Genomic DNA, 25,756 nt, shown 5'->3' with positions numbered 1-25,756 from the left:
ACGAATGCTCGCTCGACCTGGCAGTTTGCGTAACAACATGATATGTTGAGTGTCAACACGATATGTTGACTGGCGTGAATCTCTGCGCGTCTCATTGAGTAAGGAGTGATCGTTGCGCCATGTTTCCGGGTATCGACCCGCCATGGGCCGCTCGCAATGCAATTCAGCGTTTGCCACACATGTCGCACCCTGATGTCCTGGTAAGTCTGTAGTTTTTGGGAGCAAGAGTATGTTTTTGACTTCTGACCAGAACCGACTGCCCATGGGGTCCTCGCTGGGCGGGCCCGGCGCCGCGATGTGGGCGATCGTCGAGATGTGGAGCGGTGCGGATGTCCTGATCCTGCAGTTTGCGGCCACGAAGCGGGCACTGACACGGGTCGCCATGGTGGAGCTGTCCTCGGGCGCTGTGACGCTTGAAAAGCTGACGTCGGACGGGCACGTAGTGCGCGGCGCGGCGGTGCTGAGTGCCAGGCCGCAACACGAGTGCGCGCAGTGGGTGCTGGAACCGCTCAGCGAGATCCACCTCGGGGCGACGCGCGCGTACGACGACAAGCATCCACTCGTCTCGTTTGTCCGTTACACGACCATCGAGGGTCGGGAGTTTTCGATGCCCATCGCTATCGCGGAGAAGCATTCTCGCGGCAAGCTTGTTTACGGGACCAAACCCGTGCGTTCCGCGAAAACTGCCCGTCCGCTCGCGGCAGGCAACGTAGCAGGTTCGACCTGACGGATGGGCATCCGGACCGCCTCGCACCTGCAGCTGGAAATGCCGGGCCCGAGCTTTGCCAGCTGGAGGCCAATCGAACCGCCTGACGCGGATCTGGTGGCATCAAGGTCTTGACTGAGGGGCGCGGGTCGAGGACTGCATGGCTGCATTGGACCCGGGCGCGATCCGGTCGAGCTTCATTGCCCTGCTGGCGAGCCGTTGTAAAAGGAGATCATTCTCCATGGAAGAACGCGCTGATCTGATCGACTCTATCCGAAACCATAACCTTGCGATTTTCACCTGGCACGCTAAGTGCACGATGCTGACAGGACTGCCGGGCCCCGCTTATACCGTTCCACCACCGCGCCGGATGGGCGGTCGTGTCCTTTATCTCGATCTGGACGGTTGCCTGCATCCAGACGCCGTATTCGAAAAGGGCTCGGGGCCGTTTATTTTTGGCTATCCGGATCACAGTCTATTCGAGCATGCGCGGCTGCTTGAGGACGCGCTGGCCCCGTATCCGCGTGTGCGCATCGTGCTCAGCACGTCGTGGGTGCGGCGTTACCGTGGAAGCATTCGTCGCGTGTCGCGCGGACTGACTCCGGCGTTACGGGAAAGAGTTGTTGGCGCCACCTTCCATAGTCGCATGGACCTGAGTGTATTCGATGACGCACCGCGAGGTTTTCAGGTGTGGTCCGATGTGCTTCGCCGTAAGCCGGAGACATGGCTAGCGCTCGACGATGATGTCGAGAACTGGCCGCGCTGGTGCGAAGACCGTCTGGTACGCACAGACCCGATCTTCGGAATCAGTGCGCCGGAGGCGCTGGCACAGTTGAAAGAGAAACTGTATGAAATGGACGGGCGCAGGTGCTCGGATCGGACGCTTCCGCGCGCGTACGAACTTTACTAACCCTTTAAACGCGTTATCGCGAATCTCAGATGAGCCAACAGGTACCCGAAGACTTTCCTCGAGACGTCGCGCCAGCGTCGCTGGCGGGCGCTCATCCGAAGCTCGCCGGGCGGCTTATTGACGGCAAGTTCGTCGTTGGCCTGACGGAAGAGGAACGATTCGAGCGGTGGGATATATGTGAAGATCTCGCACAGCAACTGGTTGGAGTCGCGCGCAAAGAGGCATCGAAGTATCCGGAGCATTCTCGCGACGTGACACTGGAGCGTGTGCGGCGTGGAATTGAGGGTAAGCGGTGGACCAGTGCAGTGGAGACGGACTGGCTAATGGTGCGTCTACGGTCTTTGCTCGAATGGTAACGGCCAATCACACAAGGGTTGCCAATACAGCATGGCACTTGAGCGAACTGCGAGGAAGCGTTCGACACCCCGAAGATGCGCGGCCGGCACGGCGGTGCATTACCTTGAGTGCGACACGTTTGTCATCGGTGATGTGCGGTTTCCCGGTTGTTGCCTCTGGACCGATTATGCGCTCAATGCATGCGCGACCGGAGCATGGCGCTGGCCGGGCGGATGTTGCACGACCATCGTGTGATCCGGATCCGTGACAATGAGCGGTTCGGGCCAAGGCACGCGCTGGCGGAGCACGAAAAAGCGTTCTGCTGGCTGTGTGACGAACGGGCAAAACCTTTCGAGGGCCGCACCGTCGTGGTAACCCATCACGGCGTTGCGCCGCCGTCGGTGCATCCACGCTACGCTGACAACCCGGTCAACGCTGCGTTCTTGAGTGACCTCGGGCCTCTGCTCGGGCTGGCCGACGTGTAGATTCACGGTCACGTGCATGACTCGTTCGATTATCGCGTTGGCCGGGCACGTGTGATCGCCAACCCGCGCGGCTATGCGACGAACCGTCTGATGGCGGGTGCAGCGACCGACCTGGAACGGGAAAATCCGGCGTTTGATCCGGCGCTGGTGATGGAGTTGTGAGGAGCTGTGTCGTGGCGCGCTGGGGCGGCGCAAACGTTCCGGCGATGCGCATGGGCGCTGCCGCGAGGAGGTCGCCGGCAAAAAATGGTTGACCGCCACGACTACGGACTCGAGGGAGCATCCCGACATGGAGCGCGCCTGACCAGGGCGAACCGGCGAAAAAGACGGCGACAGTCATTGCCGCCTGACGGGAGCAGCGCCCCGTTGCGGGCGCGCCTGAAGGCCTTCGCTCGACACGCGTAAAACAGGAACAGCGATGACGACAGCCCCCCACAGTCTTCAGACCCTGCGAGAAGAGACGATCCTGAAAATACTGGCCGAGGGCGAGTGGATTGGGGCAGACACCGTTCCCGCGGACGTAGCCGGATGGCAGCAACGCGGCTGGATCTTTGGCGTGGAAGCTGAAGGTCATCTGTACTATGCCCGATACCAGTTCGATGATCGCGGTCAGCCACTACCAATCATCAAGGAAATCCTGGCAGAACTCGGACACACCACGGACCCGTGGGCAATTGCCGCCTGGTTTCACTTTCCCAACGGCTGGCTTGTGGAGGACGGTTGTACTGCCCCGATCGCGCCCAGGGATGCGCTCGATCACCACGTTGCGGTCGTTGATGCCGCACGCCGGTTCCGCGGAACATTCGAAGCATAACCATGGATGAACTTCCCGACCCGACCGGCCCTTTTCCACCGGGAACTGTCCGGTTCGGGCATTCCCGATCAAGGTTGCGCTTATGCGCAAGACTGGTTCGATTTTCTCAACGGTCATCGCTGATACCAGGATGCAAGTGCCAGCTCGATCTGATGGGCACCTGTCCGAACGCGCGACCGCCGCGAGGCAGAAGAAGGCTTATGTCATTGACGACGCGGATTGCGTCCAGTATCTGAAGCGACTGCCCGTGACCCGTGGCGCGTCGGCTAAACGTCCGCAAAAGGAACAGCGATTTATGAGCAGCAAGGACCACATCCGGTATCAGGCGAAAGAGGGCGGTCAGCCCGGCTGGGATCTTTACGCCGAGATTTTTGAGCCAGAGGACGTCGTGTATCTGGAACTTGACGGCGTAGCCGCTGAAGTCACGATGCTCGGGAACCTGGAGCGCGGGCCCGGCACGGTGCTGTTGCGCCTGCCGGTCGCCACCGCGAAGCAGCTCGGTCTCGTGCCTCCTGGCTGGAAAAAGTCGGGCTGGGAAAGAGAGTAGGTCATGCGCGAATACCGCGACAGGATGGTGCGTGAGCACCCCGTAGGTCCTGAAACAAGCCCTTAAACTCGTCTGGAACGCATCGGAGAGGCTCACCTCCTCGTCGTCGCCGTGATGGCCGTGAAGGCAGCCAACCGCGCCGCTGGGCTCGGCGGTCATGCGTCGCATTGCAATTCAATCGGGTTTCCACACAACCTGGGTCGACTGCTGCCCGACACGGCGGATCAATGGCCGACCTCGCCGGACCTTCTATGTCGGAGCGCGTTCGGCTTCAGTCGCGCGTATTTGAACTAGACTTGGAGAACATGATTTGTGCGCTGTTTGTGCCCGGAGGTCTGCCGCAGCCCGCAAGCGATTCTTGAGTGGACAAGGGCCCGGCTGGAATCGTCATTTTTCGTTCGGTAACTCTGTGAGCAATTCCACCCTCCCTGTGTCTTCCGGCTTTCTCCCGCATTCCGAAGAGCTGCGTTGCTTCGGCATGCCGAGCCTGATTGCCAACGCTGCAAACAGAACCATTGCTACGTTGAACCACAACGCTATTGCAGCAGCGAACCGGAGTCGGTCAGGATGGATTGCGGGCAGGGATCGCATCGGTGAGAAGCCGTCCGTGGCGGTTAGGGCGGTGAAGATCGCGGCGGATATCGCTATGCCAAATGCCGTACCGAGAGACGATGCCATTTTGTAGATGCCCGACGCCGCGCCTGACCGAGCGTCGGCGACACTGGATAGTGCGGCGTCTGTGGAGGGCGTCGCATAGAGGCCCAGACCGATGCCGAGCAGCGTGAACCCAATGACCGCGATGATCACGTACCCGGTTGCGGATACGTACGTGAACGTGGTGAGCACAATGCCGCCCGCTGTTACCGCGCAGCCGATTAGCATGGGCCTACGCGGACCACCCCAAAGTTGGTGCAATTTTTCTCCAACCCGGATCGTCATCAGGATTGCGACGAGGTAGCCCGCTGTCATCAAGCCCGACTGAAGCGACGAGAGCCCATAGGCCTTTTGAACCAGCAATAAGACAATCAGGAGCGCCCCTGCCACGCCGTTCAGGAGAAAATTCGATAACGTGGCGGCTAGATAGGCTGTGTTTTCGAACAGCCGGAAATCGACGAATGGATGACTGCAACGACGTTCGGTTCGAATGAACACGAGCAAAGCAACCGCGAAGACGACCATCAACGCAAGTACGATTGGATTGAGCCAGCCAAGCGTCGACCCTTGCCCCACCACTACGTTGAAAGCCACCATGGCAATCAGCAGCGCGGCCAGGCCGATCCAATCGAACGGCTGTGTAGCGGCGTCTGCATCACCGCGACTTTCCGGCGTCCCACGAATGAGCCTCCAACTCGCCATGGCAACGGCAATGGACATCCAGAAGATAGAGCGCCATCCCATCGTGGCATCGACCACACCGCCTAGCAGCGCGCACAGGCCCGAACCGCCCCACGAACCAATCGACCAGAAGCTGAGTGCCCGTTGCCGCGCCGCGCCATCGTAATAAGCTTTCATCAGGGACAGGGTAGCCGGCATGATGCATGCAGCTGACACGCCTTGAATGATGCGCCCAGTCATCAGGAATATCACTGTGCCGCATGGAGAAGTGGCGATCAGAAGAGAGCCAATGGCACTCAGCGCAAGGCCCACGTAGGTCATCATCACGCGGCCGAACCTATCGGCTAGCCCACCCGCTACGACGATGAAAACCCCGGAAAAGAGTGCGGTAATGCTGACGGCAATGTCACTGATACCGTCGTTGATCCTCAGTTCCGTTCTTATGGCCGGCAGCACGTTGAGCGTCGTCTGAGCAAACAGCCAGAAGGTAACAACCGCGAGCACGATTCCGGCGGTGAGCCTGTCGTTGCCCTCGTATTGAAGGGGATTGACCGTCTTGTCGGAAATAGCCATTTTCTTTTCTCCGCACCCTGAGCAGTGGTGCGCGCGCGATAACAGGAGCGGAAGGCGGCATGGCCGCCGTCTAATGCCGAATTGCTGGAACTGTCGCGAGGGCCATTGATATTTGTCGGGTAGCTGGTTCTGGTCCGGCGAAATTGAAATTTCCGCCCATACTTTCGTCCAACTTACGTACGCCCGACACTCCCATTTGGGAGGGAAATCCGCCTCGGAAGGAGCGAGCATGACGCGCGTCGAGACCATCCATCGAGCGATCCGGCACGTTTATGAGGCAGCGCTTGCGCCGAACGGATGGCCAGGCGCCATCGTTTCGGTCACAGAGGCTATTGGCGCGCCCAAGGCGATGCTGCATGTACAGGCAACGCAGGCGGCATCTTGTTTCGCGATCTCCACCGGGCTTGAGACCGAACACGCGCGGCGTCTGCAACGGGAGTTCGAAACCCGCCTGCCTGGGTGGATCAAAGCCATTCCGGTCGGCACGCCGCTGCGTCAGACCTCGGCGATATCGGACGCGGAATTCAGGCACACGGATATCTATAACGAAGTGGTTCGCCCTGCGGGCGGATTTTATGGGATCGTCGCGCCGCTGGTTCGTTTTCCTGATCGACAAGTTCATTTTTGCGCAGGTCGCAACCTGGGCACTGCCGACTTCAGCGACGACGATGTCGGCGCAGCCAGCCTGATCGTTCCGCATTTGACAACGGCGCTACAGATAGGAAATCGGCTGGCTGCGGCGGACCTCCGGGCCAAAAGTGCGTACGACGTGATCACGCAATTGAATATCGGCGTGGTGCTGCTCGATGCGGCAATGCACCCCATCTTTGTCAACCGCTGCGCCGAAGCGCTAGCTCGGACCTGTGATGGCCTACTGCTCACCGGAAAAGACGTATCGGCATCCCGCGCTTCAGATGCGAAAAACCTGAGGGACGTGATCACAAGGGCGATCGGCCTGAACGACACAGGCCGGGACGCCAGTGAAGCTGCCGTGCGACCTCAGGTACCGATGCGCTGTTATCTGTCCCGCAGACCACCGCGCCTGCCGCTCGTCGTCCGCGTCTTGCCTGTCAATGCATCGGACATGCTGGAAGGGATCAGCGCGGGCACCCGCGCAGCCCTATTCGTGATTGAGCTGGACAAGCCAGTGGGGATCGATCCCATGGTCCTCGCCGCGAGCTTTCATCTGACGCGACGCGAGGCGGCACTTGCCGCGCTGCTCGCTCAAGGAATGGATCTGGCAGAAGCGGCCTCGCAATCCGGCATAGGCATCGGAACGGCGCGCGGATATCTTAAGCAGATCCTGGCGAAGACCGACACGCACAGGCAGGCTGAACTGGTGTCTCTGTTGTTACGTGGCGGCCTGCAAATCGCGCGGTGATCAGCACGACGTAACGGATGGTCGTCACTATCCGGATCGTTGCCGTTGAACTCGCGCCGCGTATAAGGGCAGCTCAGTGTCGACTCGGTTCGGCCGCCGTCGGACTCAGTTCGGCCAATTTCTGCCGCTCGCCCGACACATCGAGCGGTCACTCGAACGGCTGATCCCCTTCGGAACTGGCCGGATTTCCAAGGCGAGCATCTCGGCCTTCGCCGACGTTGAGCGTTCGACGATCGGAGCGCATCCGGCGCCCTCGGTGATGAACATGATCTTCAAGCGCCGTTCGCCCGCGGGCTCCCTCATCGGCAGCACCGCGGAAACGCAGGAGATGCTCGACTTCTGCGGCAAGCGCGATGTCGTGTCCGACATCGAGATGATCAGGACGGACGAGATCAACCACGCTTACGAGCGCATGTCGACGAGCGACGTGAAGTATCGCTTCGTGGCCGACATCGCGACGATCGCACGCTGGTACTCTAAAAGCGAGGTCCTCGAAGAGCACTGCTCACAACGCGGGCCTCCTTTCATGAGCGGGCGTTCGTGCTGAACACCCGCTTTCCTTTTCTTGACATTGCCCTTGCCGGCTTCTAGATTAAATCAAAACAAGAAGCACTGCAGGTCGATTCCTTAACATCTCTTTCATTCCGGCAGCGCAGACATGGCGAGTCTGCCGGTGTGTACCGCATTGCCTAAATGATTAGGAACCCGATATAAAGGAGTTCGCAATGAAGATGATGCGTTGCCTCGCCGCGATAGCGGGTCTCGTTTTAGGTGCGTCTGCATCGGTGTCGCTGGCCGGCAATGGCGACGGCTATGGCGATGACGACATCTACATCGGCGAGACCACCAACGACACGATCCAGCGCTGCGACATCCAGCGCGGCAGTTGTCAAACGTTCGTGCAGTCGCAGGCGGGCGGGCTGCGCGGGCCGCGCGGCATGGTTTTCAGCGGCAGCAGGCTGCTGGTCGTAAACCAGAACGTCAATCAGCCCTTCAGCGGCGAAGTGCTGAGCTACAACGGCAGAAGCGGGGAATTCGCCGGCAAGGTCGTCTCCAGCGGTGATCCGAATCCGCCCTACGCGCCGCGTGGCGTAGTTCGCGGGCCGGGCAACATGATTTACGTCGCAGAGTTCGGTCTGGAGACCGGCCCGTGCGCCGACGGCCATATCCGCAAATACGACGGCCGTACGCACGCGTGGGTGGCCGACCTCAGCATCGAAGGGTTCGTGGCGGACGGCAAGCCGGGCTTCCATCCACGCGGACTCGTGTTTGGACCGGATGGTTATCTGTATGTCACCGCGTTCGGCTGTCCGACCAGCGTCGGTGCCGAATACGACCCGGAAGCCGGATACGTGCTGCGCTTCGATCCGCGCACGGATAAATTCGACAAGAGGATCGTGTCGCACCTGAAAGGCGCTCCGCTCCTGCATCGGCCCGAAGGTATCTTGTTCGATCGCAAGGGCGATCTTTGGGTCACGAGTTTTCGGAAGAACAGCGGCGACAAGACGCAGCTGGATGTCCTGCTCAGGATCGATGTCAAGCGCCAGACACAGAGCGGCTTCATTCCGCTGGGGCGTTCGGAATATGACGATCTGAAGCATTACCGGACGTCGGCGCAAGTCATCGTGATGGGACCCAAGGGCGACATCTTCGCTCCGATCGCGCGCGGTCCGACCATGCTTGGACCCGAAGGCTACACCATCTCGCCAGTGCCGGGACAAGGCGAAGTCTGGCGTTGCAGCCCCGAGTCGGGCAGCTGCCGCACGGTCGTGAGAGGCGGCGCGCTGACCAATCCGTGGTACGCAATCTTCCGCTTCAGCGACCCGGCCACGCTTGAATATATGGATGATTAACGCCTCTCTTCATACTCAGGGGAATAACCGTTCGTAGGCCTGACATTTGAAACTATCCTAACCAGTCAGGCAAAATGGCCGGACGGCCGATCGCCGAACCAGACCGGCCCTTCATATGGCGGTAGGGTCGAACGGTTGCTACCCTTCGCCATGCTTGGCGAAATCGACCCACCGGCGCAGACGTGCGAGGTCCTGACGGTCAGCCGTGGTCAAACCGTCGTGACACACGCCGGCATCAATGTCAGTCTGCGCGCCACCCGGTTAGTTATCGTCTGCACGCTAGGCTCGAACTCACGCGCCAGTTGCTCAGGCGTTCGCCCCGCTTCACCAGCTCGACTATGCGAGCCCGGAACTCCGCCGGATGCGGTGCTCCATGCTTGCCCATTTTGGCACCTCCTTATCCAAAGGATAGCAGTCCGTTTTCGCGGCGCAATCTCAGTCCGTCGATGCCCGTTCTAGCCTGAAGGCGGTCATAGGCAGTACGCGCCTACGACGTCCGTTCGGGGTGTGCGCCGTGAAAAGGCGGCGTTTTCCAGCGGGTGCAAGCCCCGCCCGGCAACCGCTCCAGCCGGAAGCAACTGGAGCAGTCATGGAGGTAACGAAGTGGCTGAAGCCTCTGGTAATGCGTGTCACGAATAGGTGACAGCGCGAGTGTGCAGGCCGTAACGCGAGTGAACGCCGAGCAAACCTCGAAAAGGACGATGCGCAGGCCGACCCGGCAACCCTATCGGGGAAGGCTGATACGACTGGGTGAATGAGCAGGCTGGACGCCCAGTCGCTGCGCCGGGGTAGTGGCGACAGCATGTACACAAGGAAAGCGTACGCAACACGGGAAGTCCCTCGGCGTGGTCAGGGATGACCAACCGGACGCCCGCGAGGGACAGGCCGGGCGCCTTGGGATGACGGAGAGGCCCGTAGTACCGGTGAAGCCGGGTAATGCCGGTGGAGGGAAGGGGCCTCAGTTCAAGACAGACGCAATACGTAGTGAGGACGTGGAGATTGGGCAACCTATCAACTCCGATTCGTGTTCAGAAGCTGCAGATGGCGTTACACGCGAAAGCGAAGGCAGAAGCCGGGTATCGCTTTTACGCGCTGTACGACAAGATCTATCGCGAGGATGTGCTGGCGCATGCGTACGCACAGTGTCGATCGAACAAGGGCGCACCGGGTGTCGATCGACAGGACTTCGCGGAGGTCGAAGCGTACGGGGTGCAGAAGTGGCTCGGCGAACTGGCGCTTGCGCCCAGGCAGGAGACTTACCGGCCGGACCCTATCAGAAGAGTGTTTATCCCGAAGGCCAACGGCAAGCTGAGGCCATTGGGTATCTCGACCCTGCGGGATCGGGTGTGCATGACAGCAGCGATGCTGGTGCTCGAACCGATCTTCGAAGCGGACCTTCCACCGGAGCAGTACGCTTATCGTGCGGGCCGCAATGCCCAGCAGGCGGTGATCGAGGTGGAGGAGCGGTTGCATCGAGGGCAAACGGACGTTGTTGACGCTGATCTCGCGGACTACTTTGGAAGTATAGCAACCAGTGACGTTCCGGCGAACGACCCGGGCGCCGCACGGAACTGGCGATGGCGGCCATCGTTACGATGCATCGCGCGAGCCTGTCTTCGAATTTCGTCTGTGAGCTTCTGGATGAAGTGAGACTCTTGGCACCGTAGCCGAATAGCATGGCACCGGAGCGCTCGCGTTCAACTTCTACCTCCAGGTCGCGATTGCGCCGGTAAGACGCCGCTCAGGCCACGAAGCGGCACTGGGACGCAGGCGTGCGCGTGTCCATGTTGCGTCCGCGGTTGAGATGATCGTCGACTTCCGCAGCGCAGCCGAGCATGCGCGGATAAAGGAAGATCGTGAACGCGGCAGTCTCCAGATCGGACTCGCTTAATTCACCGCGTCGCAGCGGCTGCCACAGCATCTTCAGCAGCAATGCGGCGATCACCGCATCGACATTGACGCAATAGACGTTGCGCGAGACACCTGAGTCGAACAACACCTGCACCAGCTCGCGATAGTACGCATGGAACACATTGTATTCACCGCGCTTCTCGCACAGTTGCGCGATGAACACTTCGCGCGGGTCGTGGTTGACCGGTCTGTCCTTGAACACTGGATGATTCACGCCCGGAAGCTTCGCGATGTCGAGGCTGCCCGCATGCTTCTGCCGCGCCTTGTACTGCGCGTATCGCTCGACGGAGCGCTCGGCGAGCGAGCGCAGGTCCACGCCGTGGCCGGGCTTCGACGGATCGTCCAGCGCGGTTTCCTTGAAAGCATCAATCAGGAACGCGATGCCCTCGTACCCGTTCCCGCCGTGCGTATAGCCGGTATGCGAGAGAAAGCCGACAAGCGCCTTGTTGAGCTGCACGCGCTCGGGGCCTTCCGGACCGTCGGCGGATACCGCGCCCTTCGCCCCCTGCGCCGAGATCGCACCCGGACCGTTGGTGAGCAGCAGGCCGACGAGCGTTTTGAAGGCGAACAGGTCGTCGGAGCCGGGCTTCAGGTTGAGCAGCGCGGCGAAGCTGATTTCGGTCAGACTGCGCTCGTTCAGCAATTCGTTGGTGGAGAAGCCGCAGAAACCGTCCGGGCCATGCCGGGACGCATCGGCCGATGCACCGATGAGCGTCCCAAATAGCATGCTCCACCAGGGCAGGCTTTCGGCGGTCACGCGCGAGATACGCTTGCGCATGAGCGGGCCCCACGCCAGCGTCGTCGTGATCGCGGCGAGCACCGCGTCGCCGGTCGGGTGAGCGGGCTGCGACGTCAGCCAGCGGACGAACGCCGATTTCGCGCCGCGCGCGGCGAGTCCCGCGAGCATTGCTTCGGCGAGCGGATCGTGAGAGTCGGCGAAGAACTGTTCACAGCCGCTTGCGTCGATGCGTGCGACGTCGAAGGTTTCATTCAGCGCGTCGGCAAGACCGGCGGCCGCAAAACGATCGATCAGCCACTTGGTCGCCTCCCGCGCCGCGCGCTGACGTTTCGGCCCGACGATCGACGCCGCAGCCGCGAGAATTGCATTCGGGGCGTTCTCCGCTTCGCGTGCTGCCTGCGCCGCCGCGAGTTCCGGCCTGCCGTGCAGATTGACGAATGCGGCGATCGCCACATCGATGAGTTTTTCGTCGTTCTCGCCGCCGAATTCGCGCAGCAGGGCAAGGCCGACGTTCGCTTCGAGCGAACGCGTCGCAGCCTCCAGCATCGACGCACCGTGCAGGCTGCTCACTTGCGTTTCAGCGTCCATCTGCGACGCGCCCGATGCGTCCTTGAGCGCCTGGCGCGGAGCGATCACGCCGATCTGTCGATTCACCTGATGGACCTGCTCGTTATACGGCGCAACAGCTTCCACGACTGGAATCGCGAGGCCGTCCGGCAGCGCGATGCCCTGATCGGAGCCGAACCATGGCTTGAGTGCGAGACTGCCCTCCGACTCGAAATCGGGCATGGTCGCGTTGGCGCGCATCACGGCGCTCAGAGCGGCCGGGATGTGCGCGATGTTCGTCACCACGGCACCCTTCGTCGAGCAGCATGGATCATCCGGCGTGAAGAGGCGCGCGACGCCGAACTTCTGCGTGAACCAGCGTTCCTTGGCTTGCGCATCGTCGTTGCCGCCGGCCATCGCGCCGGCGTGGCCGACTGCCCGCGTGAGGCGGCTCTTCCACCGTCCCACGACGCACGCGACGACTGGCTTCGTGAAGACCGCATCGGCCTCGTAGTAGCCACCCGGTTCGCAGTAAAGCACGGCAGCCTTGCTGCGCGCATCGTTGGCGAGTGCGAACGCAAATTCCGGCGCGGCATAGTGGATATAGACGTCCTTGCCGCTCGAGATGACCGTCGACGTGCCCCAGCCACCCATGCGCAGGTATTGCGCAATCGTCGTGCTGAAACCACCGGAGTTGGAGAAGATCGCGATCGAGCCCTTGCGCAACGAATCGTCAGGATTGTCGCCGCCGAGCGCTCCGCCGATCCTCACGCGATTCCACGAATCGGCGACGCCGAGGCCGTTCGCGCCGAAGATGTCGATGCCCGCCTGCTGGCCCATCGCGCGGATTTCGCGGGCGTCATGGACCGCGATCTTCTCGGTGATGATGAAAATCTTCCGCAACTCGGGATTCACGCGAATCAGTTCAGCGACGCCGTCGCGGGCCGCGGACGGCGGCAGGTAAACGACGCCGCAGTTGAACCGGTGTCCCGCCTGCAGCCCCTCGCGGACGTTGTTGTACACCGGGATGTCGCCGGCCGGCGTCGGGAGCACTTGCCCGCCCTTGCCCGGCGCGGTGCCGAATACGACGTTACCGCCCGAGAAGGCGTGACTCACGGGCGTCACGTCCGACGACTCACCGCCCAGGATGTTGAGCACGCACACGCGATCCTCGCGCGTGGCGATCTGTGCGAGTGAGTTGACGCCAACGAAATACTTGAACGTATTGCTGCCTTGCTTGTACATGTCGATCTCCTCAGGCATGAGCCGTTCCGGTTTGCCTCGGTGACGCACCAATCCGTGCTGCGATCTCGGCCCGGCCACCGGCGCGCATCCAGGCATCCGCCTGGCGTGCGTACTGGATCACTTCGCTGATGTCAGAGTCGAAGCCGAACAGCCGATAAGGCAGGCCCAGCGAATCACAGGTGTCCCTCAGCGCCGACATGCCGCGCACGAGGTTCGGACCTCCACGGCCCAGCACGACATAGAGCGGCGTCGGGCTGTGCTCGCTGAAGTGCTCGCGCAGAGCGTCGGCCATGGCGCGCAGCGTCTCGTAGATGTCCGTGTTATTGGACTTGCCGCCAATGATGAAGAGCACGTTCGCCTGTTCGAGCCAGTGTCTGAAACAGATGCGCGCCACTTCCTTCATCTTCGCGTAAGGCGGATTGCCGCCGAAATCCGACGAGATGATCGCGGCGTCACCCAGCATTTCGGTGACGAGCGAGTTGGCGCCGCCGCCGAAGGTCGGGGCGAGGATCGTCCCCTTCTCGTTGATGACATATACGTCGCTCTGGCCCTGATGGGTGCGAAGCTGGTTGATCTCCTGCTCGAAATCCGAGTAATCGGCGGCGAACAGATGAGGCGGCAGGCCAAGACGCGCCCAGCGCGGATCGTCGCGCTCGAAGCCGCACTTGAAGTCGCACGCAACCGGCGTAAGGCGACCGTGCCTGTCCTCGCGCATGCGGATCGGGTTCAACTCCAGCGTCGTCATGCCGAAGTCGTGAAAGAGTTCCCAGAGTTTCGGCAACTGCTGCACGAGCGGCGAAATGATCTCCTTCGGCGCGCCGATCTCGCTCAGTGCATTCGCTACGACGAACGCCTTCAGGCCGGTCAGCGCATCGAACGGCACCATCGCCACCTGTTTCGGGTCGACTTCCTCGATGTCCATGCCGCCCACGTGCGAAAGCGTCATCGTCGGTGCACGAAAGCGGGTGGAATCCGTGATCGAGAAATAGACTTCATGCTCGGCTGGCACACCCGCTTCGAACGTCACGCCATTTGCCTTCGCCTTGATGTTGCCGACGGTATGCTCGGCGAAATAGAGCCGCTCCTTTTCCGCGAGCGCGGTCTTCAGGTCGGTCGCGCGGCCAAGCAAACCTGCCTTGCCTTTCTTGCCGACACCGCCCTTGAAGACGGGCTTGATGAAGATCTGGCGATGACGGTCGATCAGCGCCTTGACTTCCTCTTCGCTGGCGCTCGGACCCAAGATTTCGCTGGCCGGAAACCCCACGAATTGCAGCAGGCGCGCGCCGTGCAACATCCCGGTGATTTGCATGGAAATGTCTCCAGAAGTTTAAGCAATCCACTTCGCCTGCTTACAGAACAGCATGTTGCGGGCGGACAGCGGTGAATTCGGGCGCGAGATGACGGCTCGCCGGGACGCGGCGATCCGCGAGCAAATGTTGTTGAAACCCGATCATTCGGAGCGGGCGCATATAAACTTTGGTCCCGCCGCCGCGGGCCACGCGACGAGGTGCGTGCCTTGCGCGACTCGTCAGGCGAGGGTCGCCGATCGCTCGGCTGCACCGCCTCGTCGATAGAGCACAAGCGTCGCGACGAGGCCACATACGGCAGCGAAACTCAACCAGTAGCCGGGCGCCGCCTTGTCTCCGGTCACTTGAATGAGATAGGTCGACACGGCGGGAGTAAATCCGCCAAAAACGGCGGTTGCAAGGCTGAAAGCGAGCGAGAAACCAGCGACGCGCACGTTGGCCGGCATGACTTCAGTCAGCGCCGCGACCATCGCGCCGTTATACATCCCGAAAAAGAACGACAACCACAGCAGCACCATGAGCATCCGGCCAAAGCTTGGCGCTGCCGCCAACCAGGAAAGAGCCGGGTATGACGAGCAGATGGCAAGCAGTGTGATCGCGATCAGGATCGGCCGGCGCCCGATACGATCCGACAACGCACCGCCGATCGGCAGCCAGATAAAGTTGGATATGCCAACACAGATAGTGACCAGCAGGCTGTCCGCAGTCGTGAGCTTGAGCACCGTCCTGCCGAAAGTCGGGGTGTACACGGTGATCAGATAGAAGGTGGTGGTCGTCATCGCGACGAGCAGCATGCCTGCAAAGACGGTGCGCCAGTTCGCCAGCATCGTTCGGAACACCTCGCCGACGCGCGGATGATGGCGCTGCTTCTTGAATTCCTCCGTCTCCTGCAATGAGCGCCGCAGGAAGAAAATGAACGGTACGATCGCACAGCCAATGAAGAACGGAATACGCCAACCCCACGCGCCAATCTCATTCGCCGTCATCCAGCTGTTAAGGAAATAGCCGAGCGCCGCTGCGACCACGATGGCGACCTGCTGGCTCGCCGATTGCCAACTCGTATAGAAACCTTTGCGCCCTGGGGACGCCATTTCCGCAAGATACACCGAGACGCCTCCGAGTTCGGCACCGGCCGAAAAGCCCTGCAGGAGTCGCCCCACCAGCACCAGTGCAGGCGCGAGCATGCCGATCGTCGTATATCCCGGCACGCATGCAATGAGGATCGTGCCGCTGGCCATGATCGACAACGTCACGATGAGCCCCTTACGGCGGCCGACTTCGTCGATGTACGCCCCAAGCACGATGGCGCCGAGTGGTCGCATCAGAAACCCCGCCCCAAAGACGGAAAACGTCAACATCAGCGATGCGAACTCGCTACCAGAAGGGAAGAACACCCTGGCAATCTGGGTGGCATAAAAGCCGAATAGAAAAAAGTCGAACTGTTCCAGAAAGTTGCCGCTGGTGACGCGCAGGACTGCGCTGAACTTTGATGTGCGAGCGCTAAGCGGATCTTTCGCCGCTAACGATGAGGGATTCATGATTTGTCTCCATGGATGTATTTTTATTGCTAACGGCCGGTCGACAGCGTACGACCGGTTTGCGTTCAGTCGGACCCGGCGTGCGAGGGATTGGCTTGGCGCTTTTCTATCGACGACTTCAGGAGCGCGGCCGACCGATAGACTCCGTGGGCAAATTTGCCGTACGGCAGCGTGGCGAAGAGCGCCATGACTACGCCCAGGTGTGCCGCGAGCAACCATGCCATTTGAGCGGTGTTGCGCCAGGCCAGAAGCGCCAGGCCGGTTGCACTGGTGAGCAGGAGGAGCGCAATGAAGCCTCTATCCATCGGTTTCTGCTTCGCATCGCCGTGATTCGGGTGGCGGCGCAGGTTGAGCCATAGCAGCCCCGTCGGCCCAATAAGCAGGCCAATCCCGCCCGTAGTGCCGAGAAGCACAGGTAGGGTGAAGAACGCGTAGGGAGCGTGCAGTCCCAGCGCATAGTGATAGAAGGTTGCGACGACGGTGGCCGCGAAGCACAGCATGAAGCCGTAAAACGTGAAATGGTGAAAGCGGCGGCGCGCGAGTGTGAACGCGTCGCTTGATTCATTGCAGCCGTCTCCATGCCCGCCGTCGAGGTAAGTGAGTCCAAGCACATGCTTCGTCGCCTCGGCGACGGCGGGAACCGAGGCCGCCGTCCCGGCGGACACATCACGCCAGAATCGCGTCACGCCGGCTCCGAGTGCAAGGATCGCAAAGCCGAATACCGCTCCAAAAAGCGCAGCCAGCAGGTTGTGCGGGAACACAGCATAGAAGTTTCCGCCCATGCGCTCGGCGGTGAGTGACCCTTTCAGCCAGACGCCGAGAATGAGGAAAAACGCGAGACCGGCTGCAAGCGCGAGCGAGACGGTCAGGCCGTTGCGCTTGTAAAGCGCGCCCATGAAGGACGGCCACGCGTATTCGGCGTAGGTCTCTATCCGAACCTGAGCCATCGCCTTTGGTACATTGACTGCGAATTCATGCGGCGGAGCGTACTGGCATGCGTGGTAGCACGCTCCGCAGTTGTGGCAAAGGTTGGCGAGATAGTTGACGTCGGCCTTGCCAAACTCAAGTCGACGCGTCATGGCCGGAAAGACTGCACAGAATCCTTCGCAATAGCGGCAGGCATTGCATATCTGCATCTGTCTTGCGACTTCAGCTTCGTTGTCGGTCAACGGAAGAACGCGAATGACCGGGGACGGCGGCTCGCTCATGGAGCGATGGATGCCGGAGGGAGGCGACGCGAGTTCCTGCGCCTCGCGAGCCAGCGCTTCAAGCTTGTGCACGGTGAACTCCATTGTGTTGGGTAGCGGCCTCTGCCGCTTCAGCGCCGGCAATGCGTCCAAAGGCAGTGCCGATTGACATGCCGACGCCCGCCGTATAACCCTTGCCGAGCACATTGCCGGCCATCATTTCGCCTGCTACGAAGAGGTTGTCGCTTGGGCGTCCACCGAAATGCACCTGCGCTTTGTCGTTGACCTTTAGGCCAAGGTACGTGAACGTGATGCCGGGCCGCAACGCATAGCCATAGAAGGGCGGCGTATCGATCGGACGCGCCCAGTGAGTCTTCGGTGGCAGCAGGTTTTCGGTGTGACAGTCATCGAGCGCAGTATGGTCAAACGTTCCGATCCTGCACGCAGCGTTGTACGCGTCGATCGTCTTGACGAAAGTTGACTCGGGCAGCTTCAGTTTTCGGGCGAGTTCCGGAAGTGTGTCGGATCTTTCACCCGGGAAGACCGGCGGCATGAATCGGCCGACGGCCTTGGCATCGATAATCGAGTAGCCGATCTGGTCGGGCTGCTGCGCCACAAGGCGGCCCCAGATCGCGTACCGCTTTGGCCAGAAGTCTTCGCCCTCGTCATAGAAGCGTTTCGCGTCGCGGTTAAGGACTACGCCGAGCGATACACAATCGATCCGGGTGCAGATTCCACCGTCATACAAAGGCGCGCGTGCGTCGATTGCCACACAATGCGATTGCGAGGGGTCGCCGATTGCATCCGCGCCCGCATCGATCATGAATTTCAGCAATACGCCCTTGTTGAAGCGGGTGCCGCGAATCAGGAAGTTGTCGGCGGGCCACTCGCCGCGTTCATTCTGGCCCCAGGCCTCTCGCAACCATTCGCGATTGGATTCGAAGCCGCCGGCTGCCAGCACGCACGCGCGTGCTTCAAAACGTTGTTTGCCGCTTCTCGCAGCGACGAACCGGTCGCCATCGAGCTCGATGGCATCTATCGGGGTGTCGTAGCGGATCTGGACGCCATACGCTTCAGCGCTGCGGTAATACGCATTAACCAGCGCCTTGCCGCCGCCCATGAAAAACGCGTTGGTCCGGGCCACATGCAACGCGCCCGACAGTGGAGGCTGGAACCGCACGCCATGCTTCTGCATCCACGGCCGGCAACTGGACGACGCACGGATCACGAGACGCGCCAGATGCTCGTTCGTCACGCCGCCAGTGACCTTGAGCAGGTCCTCCCAGTATTCTTCTTCGGGATAGGCGTCGACCAGCACATCCTGGGGCGCATCATGCATGCAGCGCAGATTTCGTGTGTGCTGGGAGTTGCCGCCGCGCCATTCTCGGGGTGCCGATTCGAGCAGTTGCACGGAGGCGCCGGCTTCGCGGGCCATGATGGCGGCGCATAGCGCCGCATTCCCGCCGCCTATGATGAGAACGTCGATCATCTCAGTTGTCTCCTTTGAGACGAACTGTAGAAGACGACGACATCCGCCGCCATCAGCAAAGCGGCAAGGGGGCTTCAGTTTTCGTGAAGGGTCCTCTAGCGCAGAGTCGCGCCCGGCCAGCGGCCTTCGGCTACGACCGCCCGGGCGACATCGGCAAGCACGACCCGCGCAGCGAGCCCGGCGGGCGACAATTCGTCATCGGAGACGCTGACGATCAGGTTCGGTCTTCTCGCGTCGGCATCCGCGATCTGGACGCTCGCTAGAGCCGCGTTTTCCGGGCGCGCCAGCGCCGCGCCTGGCTGGATCGTTGCCCCAAGCCCGCCGCGCACCGCGTCCATCAGCATGGCAAGGCCATCGACTTCGGCGACGATACGCGGCTCGTACCTTGCGCGTTTGAATGAGGCGGCCAGCAGCGCGCGCAGGCCGTGTGAGCCGCTCGGCAGAATTAGCGGCAGCTCGCCGAGCTTCGCGATGTGGACTTGTGAGCCGGCAGGCATGCCGTGAAGCGTGCTGGTGCCGATGACGAACAGCCGTTCGTCAAGCAACGGTATGACGCTCCAACGTTGGGCCGGCTCCTCGTGGAACAGGATCGCGAGATCGATCTGTCGCGCGCCAAGCATGGAAGCAAGATACCCCGACAAACTCTCGACCATGCGCAGCCGGACATCGGGGTAGCGTTCGCGCATCGCCTGCATGAAGGTCAGGCCCAGTACGCCCGTCGTACTCGGTGCGAGGCCTACGCTCACATGGCCCGAAAGACGGGCCTGGCGGGCGGCGAGTGCTGCATCGTCGACATGACGCAGTGCAAGCTGCGCTTGCCGCCAGAACGCGAGACCTGCGTCGGTTGGCACAACGCCGCTAGACGTGCGCTGCAGCAGACGGGTCGACAGCTCGCTCTCCAGCCGGCTGATCTGCTGGCTCAGCGCGGACGTGACCACGCCGAGTTCGAGCGCCGCGCGGCCCATGCTTCCGTGCTCCACGACGCTGACGAAATATCGTAACTGTCGCAATTCCATGCGTTTCTCCGGAGCCTTTGCATGGGCTGCATTCTCGCAGAGCAACGGAAAAGGGCAAACGAAACGCGCCCGCAACGTAACTCTTTGATTGGTCGGGAAGCCGATAAGCTCGGGATCTCAATCGGTCCTGGCGTTGCGCTTCTGCCTGTCCTCTTCAATAGGTAGACCGGTTCGGACCGAGATCGCTCGATCCGCAGGCGGGTTGTCAGGCGGCTATGGAACGCGCCATCAAGACGACCCCCAGGGGGGAGTCTGGTCGATGTGCACTCGTTCGGCAGCGCGGCGGAAGTTGAGTTCTTCTGCAACGGCGACGAAGTAGCGAAGGTGTCGTAACTCGATCGACGTAAATTCCTCGGCTGACAGCCAGAAGCGGAAAGGCAGCACTCCAAGGAAGCAAGTCGGGCGAAGTGATGAGGCGGGACGGAGACGGCAAGGATCATGGTCCATTCCTCCCATTTTCCGCGCCTGATCGCTGATTGCTTCTATGCCTTGTTCTCCTCGTGCGGCGTGCCGCGCTCTCATCAAGGATGAGGCAGACTGGTTGCGCGCTTGCGCATTGAGATTTCGACGGACCTTGTCGCACTGAGGAGCATCTCCGCGACCTGGTTGGTGCGACGCTGATTCAGTCGCTGGGTCAGGGCCGCAACGCTCAATGCGCCGACTGCCTGATCCATCGAGTCGCGAAAGGCGACACCGACAGCCCGCACGCCGAGAGTGACGCGGTTCTGAATCACGGCCGCGCCGATCTCGCGTGATTGCTCGCAGGCTTCGGCCAGATCTTCTGCGGACAGCTTGCCGAAAGCGGACAGACTGGGCGCCACCCTGGTGATGATCTCGGCGCGCTCCTCGTCGCCGATGGCCGAGTGGATGGCGAGTCCGCCCGCGCCCGCGCCGAGCGGGCGTCGGCTTCCGACCTCCAGCACCAGGGCGCGGATTGGGGAATTCGCCCTCGCGCCGGTGCATGCACGCCGCATCGAAGCCGCTGCGCACGACCAGGTAGATCGTGTCGCCGGTCTCCTGGGCCAGCGCGTTCATTGCCGGTTCGCACAGGTCACGGATGTCATGCATCGTCGAGCCGGCCGCGCCCAGCTCGAAGGCCAGCGGCCCCAGCTTGTAGCGCCGCGTCTCGCCGTTGTGGATCACCAGCCGCTCGGCCGCGAGCTGGCGCAGCAGGCGATGCACCGAGGGATGCGATAGCTGCGATTTCGCCGCCAGTTCCGACAGTGCGAGTCCGCGGTTGCCGGCCGTCGCCAGCAGTTTCAGCAGAACGACTCCCCGCTTGAGTGAGCCTGCATCGGAGCTTGTTTTCAAGTTCGATTAGTGGACAAAGCGCTGGTTTGTGTCCGGCCATTAGACAACAATTCGTCGAGTGGTGCCCTGGAATGTTATGTTAATTGGACATCCATCACAGGGCGCTATCGGCACCGAGTGAACCGGGCCCAACCAGAAGGAGACAGGATGAATTCTCGAAACATGCGTCGCTGGACCACTGTGGCGCTGAGCGCTGCCTGCCTGTGGGGTGCCTTCGGCGCCGCGCAGGCGCAGAACGGCAAGGTGCGCATTGCTGTGGTCACGCCGCTGACTGGTCCGCTGACGTTCGTGTGCGTGAGCAATGAGTGCGTGAAAGTCCACGTGCATTGAATGGAACTGAGGTAAATCCAAAAAATATTTCTTGTTCCGCCACATTCCTCTGTATTCCGATCTATTCCATCCACACCGACAACTCCACGCAATGGGTGTTGACGGCATGTGAACACCTGCGCAAGATGCAATGAAGGTCGTGTGTCGGAGGGCGGATTCGACCGGTCGATGCAATAGTTTCGATGGAATCGTTCAGCCGATGTTCCGTAATTCAGTCTCTTTCGTGGTCGCTCGTTGAGCCTTCGTGCCACGGCGTTGAGTTTAGTCTGTGAGTAAACCGACAGTCGATACCTTTCGGAAAGTACTGTCTTAACAGGCCGTTGGTGTTTTCATTCGAGCCGCGTTGCCAGGGGTGTTTGGGAGCGCAGAAATACACGGCAATGTCGGTGGCGATGGTGAACCGTTTGTGGTCCGCCATCTCTGTTCCCCGATCCCACGTAAGCGATTTATAGAGTTCCTGAGGCAGCTTTCCAGCGTGTTTGATGAGCGCATTGGCAACCGATTCACTGTCCTTGCTCGCGATCTTCACCAGCATTACATAGCGTGTCTGACGCTCTACAAGCGTTGCAATCTGGCTGCCGCCGCTGCCACACAGGAGGGTCTCCCTCCCAGTGCCCCGGCACCGCGCGGCCTTCCAAAGTGGCGGGGCGCTCACGGATTGATACCGCGTCACGGATCCTGCTGTGATCGTCCGTTTTCTGCGTGTGATGGCGCGAGCGGCGCATGGCCCGGGTGCGCCGTAAATGCTCCGGCAACTCCTTCTTCAGTGCACCCCGTTCCTGAATGAAAAGACTGCGATAGATGGTCTCGTGTGACACGCGGTAGCCCTCGCTGCCTGGCCAGGCGCGTTTGAGCCATCCAGCAATCTGCTTGGGCGACCACTGCAACTGGAGCTTGTTGGCCACGATACGAGCCAGCATCCGGTGCTCGACCAGTTTGCAGACTTTCGGGCGCAGCGACCGATCCCATGCAAGCTGGTCGGCGTGGCTGGCCCGATAGCCGGCCTGCCCACTGTCGCGCTTGATCTCGCGACAGATCGTGGACGGTGATCGCGACAGTCGCCGGGCGATTGACTGAATCGAATCGCCCGCGACGAGGCCTCACGAAATCTCCTCGCGTTCGGCAAGCGTCAGCGCCAGCCTGGATCGCTGGCGAGGTGCAGGCTGGATTCCTCCAGTTTGCGCCAGGATTCTCTGTACTGACGAGTGACGGCGGGCAAATAGCTGGGCGATGTGCTGCAACGACTCGCCTTTACGCCAGCGTTCCCACATCAATGCTTTCTGGCTTTCGCTGTAATAGATCCGGCGCCTCTGTATGATTTGCAACGACCCCGCCGCTCATGCGACGTTCATTGTGTTGCATCGACCGGTTGAATCCGCCGGGTAAAGCCGACGTTCGAATGCCCGAACGAAAGCATGGTCGAAGGGCAGTAGATGGCCCGGTGCCTGCCTTTGGCGACAGCGATCCTTCGCGGTTGACGTCGCCGAAGGCACATTGGTCGAAAAACCGTCGCGTACCTTTGCCGATAGTCGTCGCGGCTGCCGTGCAGAAAACGTCATCTCGCACTTACTGGAGCGTGATTTCGCCATCAAACTCCACTTTCAGCTTCAGCCCTGCAACTTCCAGCGTTACTTTTGCGGGAAACGATTCCGTACCTGCGATGGTGCCGTCAGCAAGGGCCTTGGCTACCGCGTGCTCGATCTCGCGCTGCGAATTGACGCCAACCATTTTTAAGAACTTGCGTATGCTGAGGTTGAAGACTTCTTCATTCATTGACAGCTCCCATTTTCCGATGAAGGAGAGATTCCCGACAGTGAAGTTAAGCCCAGCCGGCGGGCATCGACATGCTATCGAGAGCAACTGCCCCCGATGACGATGGCGACGATCTTGTCGCCGCCGAGGGTGGTGAGTTCGACTTCCGCATTCACTGCTCCATCGGCGAGGGACGTGATCTTGCCGCCACGTTACGCGACTGCTACGCGGCCTGAGCTAGTTCAAAAGGTGAGCGCGGCAGGGATTCGCCATCCACGAAAGCAGTGGCACTGCGCGCGGCAAACGCGAAAGCGCATTCTTGACTCGCGAACTCTCCGAGATTCCCGAGTGAAGTAGCTTCACCGCCTTCCGCTAAGATTGATGCACGCGCTACAAAGGCTTTGCCATGCTTCGTGACGCAGGGTTGAATTACTGCGCCGTGGCGATATAGAACCATGGCAACTCCTCTCATTGATGTTCGCGGAATCGGCGATGGCAGTTTAATGTCCCATCTTCGTCAAGGGAAAAATGTTACCTTTCCTCGCAGAACGCATAAATAATACATAAAGGCCAATTGGTTTGGCGGGGAGTAATTTTTAGCCCGTTCGCCAAAGGGGTTCTGACGGCCAGCCGATTACCACGCGCCCCGCTAACCCTTCCCTACGTATGGATGGTTCCGCGTCGCGGCATGCCGGAGCCTTTGGCCCGAAGTGAACGTCATACGCCACATCAGATCTCATTTGGCAACGTCAAGAAATCACGGGTTACGCATGCAACGCCTTGGCACGCAACACGTCATCATGATCCAGGGTCGACGCGCCCGGAACGTACCCTCGGGACTCGTTCGATCGAATCGTTCAACGCGATGATAGATAGTTACACCTGCAAGGAACTCAGCCGGTCGACATCACAGATGGGAGGTAACGAGGGGGGTGCAATGAGTGAATCGTTGATGGGAACTATGATCGGCTCGTTGGTGCTAGTAATTGCGGCGATTTCCATGGTAAGCCACTATCGTCGCGAACATCGTCGCGCTCAGTCCTTCGGGAATATTGAGCACCACGAGTGATGCGGTTGGCAACGGCAATCCCGGCGATGAAGGTGTCGCGGGCGACGAAGTGGAGGCTGTAAGCACATTCAACGAGCGGATCTGGGCTTACGCAAGGTGGCTAAGACTGATTCATGACAAGCGGGTATTGGAGCGTGGACTTCTGGTACGGCCCGTTTCTGGTCGTCGATATCGGTACAGGTCCCAAACCACTTGACGACCTGGCCGGAGGCATCGCACAGAGGCAGCGCGCGGCCAAGAACCCAGTGGTAACTGCCGTCCGCACGCCGGAGGCGGTATTCGATCTCGTACGCCTCGCCTGTCTCGGTTGCCTGCTTCCAGCGCTCCCAGGCGCGCTGGCGGTCGTCGGGGTGGAAGGCATGGTTCCAGCCGTGGCCGTTGCTCTCCTCCAAGGTCAGACCCGTGTAAGCGCACCATTTTTGATTGAAGTACACATGCCAGCCGTCGGGCCGCGTGAGCCAGAGGAGTTGGGGCAACGCCTCGGTCAGATCGCGATACTGTTGCTCGCTATCCTGCAAGGCCCGGACTGCCTCGTCGCGGGCGCAAATTGCCTCCGTGGCGGTCTTGCGAGCTTCCTCGCGCTCTCGCCGGACTTGGCCGCACTCCGCTTGACTTCGTTCCAGGCTCGCCAAGAGAGTGGCTTGTTCATGGTACTGCGGTCCACCTCGTATCATTCGGCGGCCCTCCTTGCTTGATGCTTCGTTCTCCGCCTTAACTGGGCAGGTGCGCTCGAAAAGCAATCTACGAGACGGCAACTCCAGCAACGCTTACAGCAGCATGCATCTGGTCAGGATACACGTCGACCACTGCGGCGCCATAGACAGTATGACTTTCGCTGCGTACGAGGCTGACCGCCGCGCGGAGATGAAACGCGGGTTAGCAACGAATGCCAGAGCCGCAAGAGTATGGTCTAAGCCAATACTCAACAGCCTGTTTCCGGCTGGAGGTCGGCGGGTAGCAGCAACGCATTGCTGCGTCGCCGCCCCCTAAGAACGCAGCGTGCGACTTTCACCGCACTGCGCTCAAGCACAGCGTTAAGTGTCGTCCAGACACCGACCATGTTGACTACACATGGACTTCGCATACGTCTCATCGTTGATTCACCGTATTGCAAGGCGAGAGGCGCCGAACCGCAGTGATACCGGTCTCTTCCAGGCTTCCTCTCGTCGAATCTCAGACGATGGCATACGACAGCTGCACCATGCGGAAGTGGGCACCCTTTCAGGTCAGGGCAAATCTTGAACCCTTATGCGGCCCATTACAGGCCGCCGTTCGCTTTTTCCGCAATCCCATGCCCGCTCCCCCAACAGCTTTCCTTGCGGATTGCCTGCCTTCATACCGGTTCACTGGAATGAAGGCGAGAAATCGGGTTTACC

At 60.7% G+C, this 25,756-nt stretch carries 21 protein-coding genes and 3 pseudogenes; 12 read left to right on the top strand and 12 right to left on the bottom strand.

The genetic code is table 11. From position 1 onward, the window contains the following. Nucleotides 1-229 precede the first annotated feature (229 nt). The 6 genes from B0G81_RS18890 to B0G81_RS44735 all read left to right on the top strand — a co-directional run bounded on the left by B0G81_RS18890 (nucleotide 230) and on the right by B0G81_RS44735 (nucleotide 3,798). The gene (locus tag B0G81_RS18890) at nucleotides 230-727 is read left to right on the top strand and encodes a hypothetical protein (RefSeq protein ID WP_134137957.1); all 498 of its coding nucleotides are present in this window, start codon (nucleotides 230-232) and stop codon (nucleotides 725-727) included. 139 nt (nucleotides 728-866) lie between these two features. After that, nucleotides 867-1,616: an HAD domain-containing protein gene (locus B0G81_RS18885; RefSeq protein WP_243856537.1), complete on the top strand. Its 750-nt coding sequence runs from the start codon at nucleotides 867-869 to the stop codon at nucleotides 1,614-1,616. 29 nt (nucleotides 1,617-1,645) lie between these two features. Continuing rightward, on the top strand, nucleotides 1,646-1,972 hold the full coding sequence (locus tag B0G81_RS18880; RefSeq protein ID WP_134137956.1) for a hypothetical protein: 327 nt from the start codon (nucleotides 1,646-1,648) through the stop codon (nucleotides 1,970-1,972). Between the two features lie 195 nt (nucleotides 1,973-2,167). Beyond that, entirely contained in the window at nucleotides 2,168-2,437 is a 270-nt protein-coding gene (locus tag B0G81_RS44740; protein ID WP_243856534.1) for a hypothetical protein, read from the top strand. 418 nt (nucleotides 2,438-2,855) lie between these two features. Then, complete coding sequence (locus tag B0G81_RS18870) at nucleotides 2,856-3,251, top strand: hypothetical protein (RefSeq protein ID WP_134137955.1); 396 nt, start codon at nucleotides 2,856-2,858, stop codon at nucleotides 3,249-3,251. Between the two features lie 82 nt (nucleotides 3,252-3,333). Beyond that, nucleotides 3,334-3,798 (top strand): hypothetical protein, encoded by a 465-nt coding sequence (locus B0G81_RS44735; RefSeq protein ID WP_243856533.1) that lies wholly within the window; start codon nucleotides 3,334-3,336, stop codon nucleotides 3,796-3,798. 387 nt (nucleotides 3,799-4,185) lie between these two features. On the opposite strand, the gene B0G81_RS18860 is transcribed toward B0G81_RS44735, so the two are convergent. After that, nucleotides 4,186-5,706 carry an MFS transporter gene (locus B0G81_RS18860; RefSeq protein WP_134137954.1) on the bottom strand — a complete coding sequence of 507 codons (1,521 nt, stop codon included), beginning with the start codon at nucleotides 5,704-5,706 and terminating at the stop codon, nucleotides 4,186-4,188. Between the two features lie 229 nt (nucleotides 5,707-5,935). Here B0G81_RS18860 and B0G81_RS18855 point away from each other — a divergent pair, with 229 nt between their 5' ends. The 4 genes and pseudogenes from B0G81_RS18855 to B0G81_RS18835 all read left to right on the top strand — a co-directional run bounded on the left by B0G81_RS18855 (nucleotide 5,936) and on the right by B0G81_RS18835 (nucleotide 10,590). Beyond that, entirely contained in the window at nucleotides 5,936-7,087 is a 1,152-nt protein-coding gene (locus tag B0G81_RS18855; protein WP_116121863.1) for a helix-turn-helix transcriptional regulator, read from the top strand. Between the two features lie 241 nt (nucleotides 7,088-7,328). Then, nucleotides 7,329-7,553: pseudogene (locus B0G81_RS18850) on the top strand (NAD(P)-dependent alcohol dehydrogenase); the annotation flags it as partial. A 259-nt stretch (nucleotides 7,554-7,812) separates the two neighbouring features. Continuing rightward, nucleotides 7,813-8,940 carry a hypothetical protein gene (locus B0G81_RS18845; protein ID WP_134137953.1) on the top strand — a complete coding sequence of 376 codons (1,128 nt, stop codon included), beginning with the start codon at nucleotides 7,813-7,815 and terminating at the stop codon, nucleotides 8,938-8,940. Between the two features lie 936 nt (nucleotides 8,941-9,876). After that, on the top strand, nucleotides 9,877-10,590 hold the full coding sequence (locus B0G81_RS18835) for a reverse transcriptase domain-containing protein (RefSeq protein WP_243856531.1): 714 nt from the start codon (nucleotides 9,877-9,879) through the stop codon (nucleotides 10,588-10,590). A gap of 91 nt (nucleotides 10,591-10,681) precedes the next feature. On the opposite strand, the gene B0G81_RS18830 is transcribed toward B0G81_RS18835, so the two are convergent. From B0G81_RS18830 to B0G81_RS44725, 8 genes and pseudogenes are all read right to left on the bottom strand, one after another. Next, nucleotides 10,682-13,381, bottom strand: a complete 2,700-nt coding sequence (locus B0G81_RS18830) for a CoA-binding protein (RefSeq protein ID WP_134143163.1) — start codon at nucleotides 13,379-13,381, stop codon at nucleotides 10,682-10,684. A 10-nt stretch (nucleotides 13,382-13,391) separates the two neighbouring features. Then, nucleotides 13,392-14,690: an ATP citrate lyase citrate-binding domain-containing protein gene (locus B0G81_RS18825; RefSeq protein ID WP_134137952.1), complete on the bottom strand. Its 1,299-nt coding sequence runs from the start codon at nucleotides 14,688-14,690 to the stop codon at nucleotides 13,392-13,394. Nucleotides 14,691-14,909: 219 nt separating this feature from the next. After that, entirely contained in the window at nucleotides 14,910-16,226 is a 1,317-nt protein-coding gene (locus B0G81_RS18820; protein WP_134143162.1) for an MFS transporter, read from the bottom strand. Nucleotides 16,227-16,291: 65 nt separating this feature from the next. Beyond that, nucleotides 16,292-17,506 (bottom strand): tricarballylate utilization 4Fe-4S protein TcuB, encoded by a 1,215-nt coding sequence (gene tcuB, locus B0G81_RS18815; protein ID WP_279590536.1) that lies wholly within the window; start codon nucleotides 17,504-17,506, stop codon nucleotides 16,292-16,294. Next, nucleotides 17,493-18,902 (bottom strand): FAD-dependent tricarballylate dehydrogenase TcuA, encoded by a 1,410-nt coding sequence (gene tcuA, locus B0G81_RS18810; protein WP_134137950.1) that lies wholly within the window; start codon nucleotides 18,900-18,902, stop codon nucleotides 17,493-17,495. The genes tcuB and tcuA overlap by 14 nt, the downstream gene beginning before the upstream one ends. A gap of 95 nt (nucleotides 18,903-18,997) precedes the next feature. After that, nucleotides 18,998-19,918, bottom strand: coding sequence for a LysR family transcriptional regulator (locus tag B0G81_RS18805; RefSeq protein ID WP_134137949.1), 921 nt, complete (start codon nucleotides 19,916-19,918; stop codon nucleotides 18,998-19,000). Nucleotides 19,919-20,439: 521 nt separating this feature from the next. Further along, the gene (locus tag B0G81_RS44730) at nucleotides 20,440-20,841 is read right to left on the bottom strand and encodes an IclR family transcriptional regulator C-terminal domain-containing protein (RefSeq protein WP_243856529.1); all 402 of its coding nucleotides are present in this window, start codon (nucleotides 20,839-20,841) and stop codon (nucleotides 20,440-20,442) included. Nucleotides 20,842-21,118: 277 nt separating this feature from the next. Next, a pseudogene (locus B0G81_RS44725) lies at nucleotides 21,119-21,229 on the bottom strand (IclR family transcriptional regulator); the annotation flags it as partial. Nucleotides 21,230-21,376: 147 nt separating this feature from the next. Here B0G81_RS44725 and B0G81_RS43705 point away from each other — a divergent pair. Continuing rightward, entirely contained in the window at nucleotides 21,377-21,559 is a 183-nt protein-coding gene (locus tag B0G81_RS43705; protein ID WP_166678904.1) for a hypothetical protein, read from the top strand. Nucleotides 21,560-21,735: 176 nt separating this feature from the next. On the opposite strand, the pseudogene B0G81_RS18790 reads toward B0G81_RS43705, so the two are convergent. Next, nucleotides 21,736-22,878 (bottom strand): annotated as a pseudogene (locus tag B0G81_RS18790) (IS30 family transposase); the annotation flags it as partial. A gap of 247 nt (nucleotides 22,879-23,125) precedes the next feature. Further along, nucleotides 23,126-23,332, bottom strand: coding sequence for a DUF6494 family protein (locus B0G81_RS18785; protein WP_116120373.1), 207 nt, complete (start codon nucleotides 23,330-23,332; stop codon nucleotides 23,126-23,128). Between the two features lie 71 nt (nucleotides 23,333-23,403). Between B0G81_RS18785 and B0G81_RS43700 the strand changes: the two genes are divergently transcribed. Continuing rightward, nucleotides 23,404-23,547, top strand: a complete 144-nt coding sequence (locus tag B0G81_RS43700) for a hypothetical protein (RefSeq protein ID WP_166679023.1) — start codon at nucleotides 23,404-23,406, stop codon at nucleotides 23,545-23,547. 901 nt (nucleotides 23,548-24,448) lie between these two features. On the opposite strand, the gene B0G81_RS18770 is transcribed toward B0G81_RS43700, so the two are convergent. Beyond that, entirely contained in the window at nucleotides 24,449-25,012 is a 564-nt protein-coding gene (locus tag B0G81_RS18770; RefSeq protein WP_166679022.1) for a PAS domain-containing protein, read from the bottom strand. Nucleotides 25,013-25,756 lie beyond the last annotated feature (744 nt).

Source organism: Paraburkholderia sp. BL6665CI2N2 (assembly GCF_004366535.1).
Classification (GTDB): Bacteria; Pseudomonadota; Gammaproteobacteria; order Burkholderiales; family Burkholderiaceae; genus Paraburkholderia.
The sequence above is the reverse complement of the archived record's forward strand: the minus strand, read 5'-3'. Positions and strand labels throughout refer to the sequence as shown.